The 10,352-nt window shown below is 71.5% G+C and carries 10 protein-coding genes and 1 pseudogene; 4 read left to right on the top strand and 7 right to left on the bottom strand.

Annotation, left to right across the window (positions count from 1 at the left end; genetic code table 11):
* Positions 1-89 precede the first annotated feature (89 nt).
* Complete coding sequence (locus JWQ91_RS05405) at positions 90-1,079, top strand: malate dehydrogenase (protein WP_297781755.1); 990 nt, start codon at positions 90-92, stop codon at positions 1,077-1,079.
* Between the two features lie 52 nt (positions 1,080-1,131).
* Here the strand turns inward: JWQ91_RS05405 and JWQ91_RS05400 are convergent, their stop codons facing one another.
* Entirely contained in the window at positions 1,132-1,407 is a 276-nt protein-coding gene (locus JWQ91_RS05400) for a DUF3017 domain-containing protein (RefSeq protein WP_297781753.1), read from the bottom strand.
* Positions 1,404-2,255 carry a bifunctional methylenetetrahydrofolate dehydrogenase/methenyltetrahydrofolate cyclohydrolase gene (locus tag JWQ91_RS05395; protein WP_297781752.1) on the bottom strand — a complete coding sequence of 284 codons (852 nt, stop codon included), beginning with the start codon at positions 2,253-2,255 and terminating at the stop codon, positions 1,404-1,406. Before JWQ91_RS05395 ends, JWQ91_RS05400 begins: the two co-directional genes overlap by 4 nt.
* 67 nt (positions 2,256-2,322) lie before the next feature.
* Here JWQ91_RS05395 and JWQ91_RS05390 point away from each other — a divergent pair, with 67 nt between their 5' ends.
* Both JWQ91_RS05390 and JWQ91_RS05385 read left to right on the top strand, forming a co-directional pair.
* Complete coding sequence (locus JWQ91_RS05390; protein ID WP_297781750.1) at positions 2,323-2,970, top strand: TetR family transcriptional regulator; 648 nt, start codon at positions 2,323-2,325, stop codon at positions 2,968-2,970.
* On the top strand, positions 2,967-3,512 hold the full coding sequence (locus tag JWQ91_RS05385) for a YbaK/EbsC family protein (protein ID WP_297781748.1): 546 nt from the start codon (positions 2,967-2,969) through the stop codon (positions 3,510-3,512). The genes JWQ91_RS05390 and JWQ91_RS05385 overlap by 4 nt, the downstream gene beginning before the upstream one ends.
* A 6-nt stretch (positions 3,513-3,518) precedes the next feature.
* Here the strand turns inward: JWQ91_RS05385 and JWQ91_RS05380 are convergent, their stop codons facing one another.
* Genes JWQ91_RS05380 through JWQ91_RS05365 form a run of 4 tightly spaced genes read right to left on the bottom strand, consistent with a single transcriptional unit; the run spans position 3,519 to position 7,720 of the window.
* A complete protein-coding gene (locus tag JWQ91_RS05380; RefSeq protein WP_297781746.1) occupies positions 3,519-4,415 on the bottom strand; it encodes a DMT family transporter in 897 nt (298 codons plus the stop codon).
* Entirely contained in the window at positions 4,415-5,971 is a 1,557-nt protein-coding gene (purH, locus tag JWQ91_RS05375) for a bifunctional phosphoribosylaminoimidazolecarboxamide formyltransferase/IMP cyclohydrolase (protein ID WP_297781745.1), read from the bottom strand. Before purH ends, JWQ91_RS05380 begins: the two co-directional genes overlap by 1 nt.
* Positions 5,968-6,603, bottom strand: coding sequence for a phosphoribosylglycinamide formyltransferase (purN, locus tag JWQ91_RS05370; RefSeq protein ID WP_297781743.1), 636 nt, complete (start codon positions 6,601-6,603; stop codon positions 5,968-5,970). The genes purH and purN overlap by 4 nt, the downstream gene beginning before the upstream one ends.
* Positions 6,524-7,720, bottom strand: coding sequence for a DUF6350 family protein (locus JWQ91_RS05365; RefSeq protein WP_297781741.1), 1,197 nt, complete (start codon positions 7,718-7,720; stop codon positions 6,524-6,526). Before JWQ91_RS05365 ends, purN begins: the two co-directional genes overlap by 80 nt.
* A 71-nt stretch (positions 7,721-7,791) precedes the next feature.
* Between JWQ91_RS05365 and JWQ91_RS05360 the strand changes: the two genes are divergently transcribed.
* Positions 7,792-9,606, top strand: a complete 1,815-nt coding sequence (locus JWQ91_RS05360; RefSeq protein WP_297781739.1) for a hypothetical protein — start codon at positions 7,792-7,794, stop codon at positions 9,604-9,606.
* Between the two features lie 275 nt (positions 9,607-9,881).
* Here the strand turns inward: JWQ91_RS05360 and JWQ91_RS05355 are convergent.
* Positions 9,882-10,352 (bottom strand): annotated as a pseudogene (locus JWQ91_RS05355) (succinate--CoA ligase subunit alpha); the annotation flags it as partial.

The raw sequence follows: 10,352 nt of genomic DNA, 5'->3' as shown, positions 1-10,352 counted from the left end.
GGCCGCCCCCAGCGAGTTTCCCGGCGGCGGCTGCGCTAGTTTCGGAAGGTAGACCCCCAGATCTCCGCACCCTCCAAGGAGCACCTCACGTGAGCACAACACCCGTCAAGGTCGCCGTCACCGGCGCCGCCGGTCAGATCGGCTACAGCCTGCTCTTCCGCCTCGCCAGCGGTTCCCTGCTGGGTCGCGACGTCCCGATCCAGCTCCAGCTGCTCGAGATCACCCCGGCGCTGAAGGCGCTCGAGGGTGTCGTCATGGAGCTCGACGACTGCGCGTTCCCGACTCTCGCCGGCGTCGAGATCGGCGATGACGCCAACACGATCTTCGACGGCGTCAACCTCGCCCTGCTCGTCGGCGCCCGCCCCCGCGGCCCCGGCATGGAGCGCGGCGACCTGCTCTCGGCCAACGGTGCGATCTTCACGGCGCAGGGCAAGGCCCTCAACGAGGTGGCGGCTGACGACGTGCGTATCGGCGTGACCGGCAACCCGGCCAACACCAACGCGCTCATCGCGATGACCAACGCGCCCGACATCCCGCAGGAGCGCTTCTCGGCGCTGACCCGCCTCGACCACAACCGGGCCATCTCGCAGCTCGCGGCCAAGACCGGCGCCTCGGTCTCGGACATCAAGAAGATCACGATCTGGGGCAACCACTCCGCGACCCAGTACCCCGACATCTTCCACGCCGAGATCGCCGGCCAGAACGCCGCCGAGAAGGTCGACGACCAGGCCTGGATCGAGAACGACTTCATCCCGACCGTCGCCAAGCGTGGCGCGGCCATCATCGAGGCCCGCGGCTCGTCCTCGGCGGCCTCCGCCGCCTCGGCGACGATCGACGCGGCCCGCGACTGGCTGCACGGCACGCCCGAGGGCGACTGGGCGTCGATGGCGGTCCGCTCGGACGGCTCGTACGGCGTCCCCGAGGGCCTGATCTACTCGTTCCCCGTCACGACCAAGAACGGTGACTGGGAGATCGTCCAGGGCCTCGAGGTCAACGACTTCTCGCGCACCCGCCTGGACGCCACGGCGCAGGAGCTCATCGAGGAGCGCGACGCCGTCAAGGAGCTCGGCCTCATCTGAGTCGGGTCAGCAGCACGGAACGGGGTCCCTCCGGGGGCCCCGTTCCTGCGTCTCAGCGGGTCTGGTTGGGGATGATGAGGGCCAGGACGATCAGGGCGACGCCCAGGATCGACATCCAGATCATGTCGAAGAACTTCCCGCGCACCCGGAGCATCCCGGTGTGGTCGATCGGCACGACCGACCGGGCCAGCGCGCCGATGACGAAGGCCAGCCCGATCCCGACGATCCCGGCCCGCCACGGACCGGCGACGACCAGGACGATGCCGACCAGGACGATCAGCAGCTGCAGCAGGTAGAGCTGCGACCCCCGACTGCGAGGGGCCTTCACGGGTTCAGCCGCTCCGCGGTGTCCACGACGTTGGCCAGCAGGAGCGCGCGGGTCATCGGGCCCACGCCGCCGGGGTTGGGCGAGATCCAGCCGGCACGCGAGTACGCCGCGGGGTCCACGTCGCCGACGATGCCGTTCTCGTCGCGGCTCACGCCGACGTCGAGCAGGGCCGCACCGGGCTTGACCATGTCGGCCGAGATGATGCCGGGCACGCCCGCGGCGGCGATCACGATGTCCGCGCGTCGCACCTCGGCGGCCAGGTCCACCGTGCCGGTGTGGCACAGCGTGACGGTCGCGTTCTCGGAGCGGCGGGTCAGCAGCAGGCCCATCGGGCGACCGACCGTGATGCCACGGCCGACCACGACGACGTGGGCGCCGGCGATCGGCACCTCGTGACGCCGGAGCAGCTCGATGATGCCGCGCGGCGTGCAGGGCAGCGGCGCCTCCTTGCCGAGGACGAGCCAGCCGAGGTTGGTGGGGTGCAGGCCGTCGGCGTCCTTGGCCGGGTCGATCCGACCGATCACGGCGTTCTCGTCCAGGCCCTTGGGCAGCGGCAGCTGCACGATGTAGCCCGTGCAGGTCGGATCGGCGTTGAGCTGGTCGACCGCCGCCTCGACCTCGGCCTGGGTCGCGGTCTCGGGCAGGTCGATGCGCAGCGACTCGATGCCGACCTCGGCGCAGTCGCGGTGCTTGCCCGCGACGTACCACTGGCTGCCCGGGTCGCTGCCGACCAAGATCGTGCCGAGCCCGGGCACGACGCCCTTCTCGCGGAGCGCGCTGACGCGCTCGCGCAGCTCGCCCTTGATCGCGGCAGCAGCCGCCTTGCCGTCGAGTGTCTTCGCCGTCACGGGGACGAGTCTTTCACGTCGCGGTACTCGGTCTCGGCGCCGGTCGCCCGCCTCTAGACTCTCGTGCATGGGTATGCGCGCACAGCTGTCTCAGGAACGCAGCCGCCTGAGGCGCGACGAGCTCCTGACCGCCGCGATCGAGCTGTTCGCCGAGGGCGGCGCCCGCGCCATCACGCACCGCGCCGTCGCGGCCCGCGCCGGGCTGCCGCCGGCCACCACGACGTACTACTTCGAGTCGATCCAGGACCTGATCCGCGAGGCCCTCGGCGCCCACGTCCACCTGTGGACGCGGGAGCTGGCCGCGCTCGCGGACGTCGACCTCACGGTCGACCTGGACCTCCACCGGGCCTCGCGCTTCACCGCCGGCGTGTTCGCCCTGCGGGGGCCCGACGTGGCCGCGCTCGAGCTGTCGATCTTCCTCGCCGCGGCGCGCGAGCCCGAGCTGCAGGACGCCGCCCGGCTGGCGATGGCGGCATTCGAGGAGTTCGCGACCCGCCTGTTGGCCGGGGCCGGGATCGACGAGCCGGGTCACCTCGCGGCGGCGATCGTCGCCCTGATCATGGGCACGGCCCTGCGCCGCCAGTCCGGGTTCTATCCCGAGGACACCGAGGCGCGGCTGCTGACCGCCGCGATCCGCGACCTCGTCGCGGCCCGCGCACTCGGCCCCGAGGGCGTCGACCGGCTCCTGGCCGAGCTCGCCGGCAAGAGCGCATGACCCCGACGCTCGGCACGCTGCAGCTCGAGCCGTACTCCCCCGATCTCGTCGCCCCACCCGTCGCCGCGACCCTCGCCTCGCTGCCCGACCTGGCGGCCACGGCCTACGTCGTGGGGATCGATCCCGCGCTCGCCGACACCGCGACGCTCAACGAGACGTTCGGCATCGATCCGGATGCCGGTGCCAACTGCGTCATCGTCCTGGGACGCCGTGGCGCCGACCAGCGTCCCGCGGCGTGCGTCGTGCTGGCGAGCACCCGCGCCGACGTCAACGGGCTGGTCCGGCGGACCCTGGACGTCCGCAAGTGCTCGTTCGCGCCGCAGGACTGGGCCGTCGGCGAGACCGCGATGGAGCACGGCGGCATCACGCCGGTCGGGCTCCCGGTCGGCTGGCCGATCCTGGTCGACCGGGCCGTGACGCAGCAGCCGTGGGTCGTGGTCGGCAGCGGGCTGCGCCGCTCCAAGCTCGTGCTGCCCGGCGCGGCCCTCGCCGACCTGCCGGCCGCCCGCGTCCTGACCGACCTCGGCCTGCCCGCGTCCTGATCCCCCTCAGACGGGGGTGGCGGTCTCGGCGGGCCCGGTGTGGCTCACCGCGAGCCACACGACCGCCCCGAGGACCAGGGCGCCGCCGACCGCCTGCACCCCCGTGAGCGACTCCGACAGCAGCCAGGTCGCCAGCACGACCGTGACGACCGGCTCCAGGGTCGACAGCACCGAGGTCGAGGTCGGTCCGAGCAGCGGCAGTCCGGCGAAGAACGCGATGATCGCGACGACGGTGCAGAAGCCCGCGATCGCGACGAGGCTCGCCCAGCCCGAGGCAGAGGCCGGGAACGCCGCCGGGTGCCCGCTCACCCCCAGCACCGCCACCACGACGCCGCACACGACCGCCGCCGCGACGCACACGATCGTCGTCACCGCGATCGTGTCGATCCCGCGGGTCACGACCGAGCCGACCGTGATGTAGACCGAGTAGATCACCGCGGCCCCGATCCCCAGCGCGATCCCGAGCGGACGTCCCGACCCGCCGCCCACGACCAGCGCGGTGCCGCTGAGGGCGACCACCAGCGCCACGCAGGTCACGAGCCCGATCCGCTCACGCAGGAACACCGCCGCGAGGATCGCGACGAACGCCGGGAACAGGTAGAGCAGCAGCGCCACGAGGCTCGCCTGGGCGTGCTCGAGGGCCAGGAAGTAGCAGTACGACTGACCGACGTAGCCGATCCCACCCATCGCCGCGACGGGCAGGACCTGGCGCACCGGCGGCAGCGGGACCCGCCGCGCCCGCATGACCGCGACGAGCACCGCCGAGGCCAGCGTGAACCGTACGAGGATCAGCGCCGGCGTCGACGTGCCGTCGTCCTGCGCCCAGACGCCGAAGATCGCCATCGAGCCGAACGCGACGGCCGACAGCGCGATCAGCAGCGCACCGGCCAGCCGCGACGACATCAGTGGAAGAAGTGCCGCGTCCCGGTGACGTACATCGTCACGCCGGCCGCCTCGGCCGCCGCGATCACGGCGTCGTCGCGGATCGACCCTCCGGGTTGCACGATCGCCGTGACGCCGGCGGCGAACAGGATCTCCGGCCCGTCGGGGAATGGGAAGAACGCATCGGAGGCGGCGACCGAGCCGGCCGCCCGCTCCGCCCCGGCCCGCTCGACCGCGAGCTTGCAGGAGTCGACCCGGTTGACCTGGCCCATGCCGACGCCGACCGACGCGCCGTCCTTGGCCAGCAGGATCGCGTTGGACTTCACGGCCCGGCACGCGGTCCACGCGAACTCCAGGTCGGCGAGCGTCGCCTCGTCGGCGGGCTCGCCCGTCACGAGTGTCCAGCTCGAGGGCGCGTCACCCTCGGCGTCGACGTGATCGGCGCGCTGCAGCAGGATGCCGCCACTGATGCCGCGGAACTCGACCGGCTCGGTGTGCGCGTCCGCGGGGACACGCAGGATCCGGATGTTCTTCTTGCCCTGCAGGACCTCGACCGCACCGGGCTCGTAGTCCGGGGCGACGATGACCTCGGTGAAGACCTCGGCGACCTGCTCGGCCATCGCGACGCTGACCGGCCGGTTGGTCGCGATGACGCCACCGAACGCCGAGACGGGATCGCACAGGTGCGCGCGGGCGTGCGCCTCGGCGACGTCGGCGCCGACCGCGATGCCACACGGGTTGGCGTGCTTGATGATCGCGACGGCGGGCTTGTCGAAGTCGTACGCCGCCCGGCGGGCCGCGTCGGTGTCGACGTAGTTGTTGTAGGACATCTCCTTGCCGTGCAGCTGCTCGGCGGCGGCGAGCCCTCCGCGGCCGTTCTGGTAGATCGCGGCGGGCTGGTGGGGGTTCTCGCCGTAGCGGAGCACCGCCGACTTGTCCCACGTCGCGCCGGTGAACTCGGGCCAGCCGTCCTCGGCGGGAGCGTGGACGCTGGCGAACCACGAGGCGACCGCGACGTCGTACGCCGCGGTGTGCGCGAACGCGCGCGCGGCGAGGACCTTGCGCTGCTCGAGGGTGAACCCGCCGGAGGCCAGGGCCGCCCGCACGTCGTCGTACGCAGCCGGGGACACCACGACGGCGACGCTGGGGTGGTTCTTGGCCGCGGCGCGGACCATGGACGGGCCGCCGATGTCGATCTGCTCGACGCACTCGTCGGGAGTCGCACCGGAGGCGACGGTCTCGCTGAACGGGTAGAGGTTGACGATCACCAGGTCGAACGGCTCGATGTCGAGCTCGGCGAGCTGCTCGACGTGCGAGTCGAGCCGCAGGTCGGCGAGGATCCCCGCGTGGACGCGCGGGTGCAGCGTCTTGACCCGCCCGTCGAGGCACTCCGGGAAGCCGGTCAACGCCTCGACCGGGGTCACCGGCACGCCGGCCGCCTCGATCGTCTTGGCGGTCGAGCCGGTCGACACGAGGGACACACCGGCGGCGTGCAGGTCACGGGCGAGGTCCTCCAGGCCGGTCTTGTCATAGACCGACACGAGGGCGCGCTTGAGGGGGCGGGGGGCTTGAGTCATTCGGCTGCTCCTCCGAGCCGTACGGCCCGGTCATCGGTGTGGAAGTCGTGACGGGCCAGATTTCCGACCCATTCGACCAGCATCTGGCGCTCGCTGGTCTTGATGCGTTCGTGCAGGGAGGCCTCGTCGTCGTCGTCCAGCACGGGGACCGCGACCTGCGCGACGATCGGCCCGGTGTCGACACCCTCGTCGACGACGAAGAGGGTCGCGCCGGTGACCTTGACGCCGTACGCCAGCGCGTCCCGCGGCCCGTGCATGCCGGGGAACGCCGGGGACAGGGCGGGGTGGGTGTTGAGCGTGCGTCCGCCGTAGCGGGCCAGGAAGGCCGGACCGGTCAGCTTCATGAACCCGGCGAGGACGACCAGGTCGGGCTCGAAGATCCCCACGGTGTCGGCCAGGGCGGCGTCCCACGAGGGGCGGTCGGGATAGGACGAGAGGGGAAGCACGAACGTCGAGATGTCGTGCCGCTCGGCGCGGGCCAGTCCCTCGATGTCGTCACGGTCGGCCCCGACGGCGACGATCTCGACGCCGTAGGAGGGATCCTGCGCGGCGTCAATCAGTGCTTGGAGATTGGTGCCGCTTCCAGAGACGAGGACGACCAGACGCGCTGGTGTCCGAGGGGCGGGAGGCACGGGCTCCACGATAGTGGGCGAGCGCCGCGCCGAGTGCGCCGCCTGCCGCCAGGACCGGCACCGCCACGAGCAACGGGGTCAGCGGCGGCGGGCCGGCATCGGCCATCCGGCCCGGGCCGACCGCTCCCCCGGAGATCCCGACGAGGGCCCCGAGGACGAGGCCCGCCAGGGCGCCGGCGCCCGCGCCCAGCGCGGTGCGGGCCAGGACCCCGTCGCGGGAACCGGGCTCGACCCGCCAGCCCGCGAGCATCCCGGCCAGCAACGGCACGAGCCCCAGCACGAAGACCCAGCCGGGGAACTCACCCGGCGTCGGCAGCGCGCCCAGGAGCGGGAACCCGGGGACCTGCCCGAGCTGTGCGCCCGTGAGGTCGACCGAGGTGCCGGTGCCGAGCGCGAAGCCCGGCCCGAGCAGCGCCGAGGCCGTCCAGAGCACCAGGGTCGGGACGGCGAGCAGGTCGCCCGCCGCGAGCGCGATGCCACCACCCGTGCCGGCATCCAGCGACGCCCAGAGGTCACCGATGCGCGACACGTGGGTCACCATCAGCACGGCCACGATCGCCGCCGCCGCGCCGAGGACCACGAGGACCCCGGGGACCGCGGCACGGACCATGATCCGGAGGTCCTCCGAGCTGGTGAACCACCAGTCCTCAGCGTCGCCGTGGCGGCGGACGACGCCCCAGACCGCGCCGACGCCGCCGACGACGAACGCCACGAACGCGGCCCGGACCACCGACGTCTGCACGTCGCCGGAGTTGGTGGCGGCGGACACGATCGCGGCGATCGTGCCGTACGCGCCGGCCGTGGCGGCCGCGAAGGCCGCCCGCTCGTGCACCGGCTCGGTGGCGACCCAGGCGACCGCGACGACGACCGCGACGACGCACAGGAGCGTCGCGCCCACCGGCACCAGACCGATCGACACCGGTCCCGCGTCGATCCCCGAACCCATCGCGACGAGCCAGGTCCGACCCGTCGCGCGCAGGAAGCCGGCGACCCCCAGGCCGTCCACTCCCTGCGCGAGAATGACGAAGAATGCGGCGACGCCGAGCGAGATCGCAGCACCGACCATCGCTGTCAGGAAGGCCGGCCGCAGGTAGGAGGATTCGACGGGGGCAGGCACCGCTTCATCCTCCCTGTAAAGTTGCGTCGTTGCACACAGGCACGCCGCACGTCGAAAAGGGAGGCTGGACGATGACTCGGGTCGACGAGTTCGACAGCTTCTACTCCTCGACCCACGCCGAGGTGGTGCAGGTCACCTATGCCGTGTGCGGTGATCGCCAGGTCGCACTGGAGTCCACCGTCGACGCCTATCGGCGGGCCTGGCGTGACTGGTCCAAGATCCGCGACCGCAACCCGCTGTCGTACGTCCGCAACGAGGCGTGGAAGGTCACAAGCCTGCACCGCGGCACCCATCCGCTGCGCCGCCGTCACGAGGAGGACAGCGACACCGCGCTCCTCGAGGCCCTGCACGAGCTCGGCGTGGACGACCGTCGCCTGATCGTCCTCATGACGCTGGGCAACACGGACCTGGAGGAGGCGTCCCGCGAGGTCGACGTCCCCGCCGAGGAGGGCATCGAGAACGTCACGACGGCGCTCGCGACGCTCGAGCAGAAGCTCGACCAGAGCATCGACGAGGTCGAGCGGCGCATGCACGCCCTGTCCGCCGTCACCGACACCCTCGAGGTGCCCACCCCGGGGACGATCCGCTCCGCGGCCAAGCGGGGTCGCCAGCGCAACACGGTCCTGCTCGTCGTGGCCGCCGTCGTGCTGATCCTGGGCGGCGGCATGGTCGCCACCGACGGTGATGCCCTCGCCTCCAACGAGGCCCTGCCGGCGCGCGAGAAGATCGGCGCCGAGCACCCCGACGTGATCCTCGACGCGCAGAAGATCGACGCCGGCAACCTCCTGTCGTCGGCGCAGGTCGGCCGCCTCGACCCGAAGCAGACCTGGAAGGTCGAGAGCACCGACGAGAACGTCGCCAACACGACGCCCTACTCGACCTGCCCGACCAAGCGCTACGCCGACAAGGACCCGCTCAAGGTGTTCGTCCGGACCTACACGGCCGGCACCCGCAGCGAGCGCGTCGCCCAGGCGATCGAGGTCTCCCGCAGCGACAAGATCGCGACGGAGACCTACAAGCGCCTCGTGCAGTGGTACGCCGACTGCGAGCACCCCCGGGTCGAGCTGGTCGCGGCCTACACCGTCAAGCGCGAGTTCGGTGACTTCCAGATCCTCAGGCTTCGCTCCCACCGCGAGCCGGAGCGTACGCTCACGGTCGGCTTCAGCCACTCCGGGACGATCACCAGCACTCTCGTGCACGAGGTCGACGGCAAGGAGGGACCCACCGTCGAGACCTTCGCCAAGACCCTCAACGACTCGGTCGAGAAGGTCTGCAAGGACAGCGGCGGGCAGTGCTCCGACGCGATCGAGGTCACCCGCACCGATCCGCCGCCGACCTCGGACGCGCCGTCGTTCCTCGGCATCGTCGACCTCCCGCCGGTCGCCGACATCGACAAGGTGTGGGCCGCCGCGTCGGCGTCCCCCAAGCCCAACCCGGCCATGACGCAGTGCGACAAGGCCGACTTCTCGGTCAAGGCGGTCAAGCGGTCGGCAGCACGCATCTACGTGCTCTACCGGGCCTCTGAGCTGCCGCAGGAGTTCGGCGTGGCGGAGACCACCGGGACGTTCTCGACGGCGCGCAAGGCCAAGTCGTTCGTCAAGGGCATCAAGGGCCGGATCGACTCCTGCAGCAAGGACACCCTCTCGGCGAAGGTCGACCAGCACCGGACCATCGAGACGGACCAGTTCACCGGGGACGTCTGGCGGGTCGGGTTCGAGCTCGACGACAAGAAGAGCACCAAGGTCTACTACCGGACGGCGATCGTCCGTCGCGGCAAGCACGTCGCCCAGGTGACGTTCACCCCCGCGGGGCGCTACGACATCTCCCAGAAGGAGTTCGCGCAGGTCGCGACCCGCGCCGCCACCCGCCTGAAGTACGCCAAGTAGGCCTTCCCCGGCCGGGACGACCGACGTCCGCCAGCTCGTCGCCCTTGCCACTGAGCCGTTGTTGGCGGTGGTTTCTCCACCGAACTGGTAGTCGGTGACGTGGTCGCTGTCCCGGATCGTGCGGTCCTCCATCGCCGCCATGCGCTCCTTTGCGATGGCTCCATGACCCGGCTGGCGGCAGCGCAGTCGCGGGCGAGGACGTAGGCGTTGATCGGGCCCTCATGACGATGGCCCCCACCGCTGAGCGGTGAGGGCCATCGTCGTGCTGCTGGGTCCTACAGGTTCTTCAGGATCTCCCGCATGAGCTCGGCGGTCTCGGACGGCGTCTTGCCGACCTTGACGCCCGCAGCCTCGAGGGCTTCCTTCTTGCCCTGCGCGGTGCCCGCACCGTCGGAGACGATCGCGCCGGCGTGGCCCATCGTCTTGCCCTCGGGGGCGGTGAAGCCCGCGACGTACCCGACGACGGGCTTGGTCACGTGCTCCTTGATGTACGCCGCCGCACGCTCCTCGGCGTCGCCGCCGATCTCGCCGATCATCACGATCGCCTTGGTGTCGGGGTCGTTCTCGAACGCCTCGAGCTCGTCGATGTGCGTCGTGCCGATGACCGGGTCACCGCCGATGCCGATGGCGGTGGTGAAGCCGTAGTCCTTCAGCTCGTACATCATCTGGTAGGTCAGCGTGCCCGACTTCGAGACCAGGCCGATCGGACCCTTGCCCGCGATGGTGTGCGGGGTGATGCCGGCCAG

The organism is Aeromicrobium sp. (assembly GCF_025965075.1).
GTDB lineage: Bacteria > Actinomycetota > Actinomycetes > Propionibacteriales > Nocardioidaceae > Aeromicrobium.
Note: the sequence above shows the minus strand (reverse complement) of the source record. Positions and strands in the feature narration are given on the sequence as shown.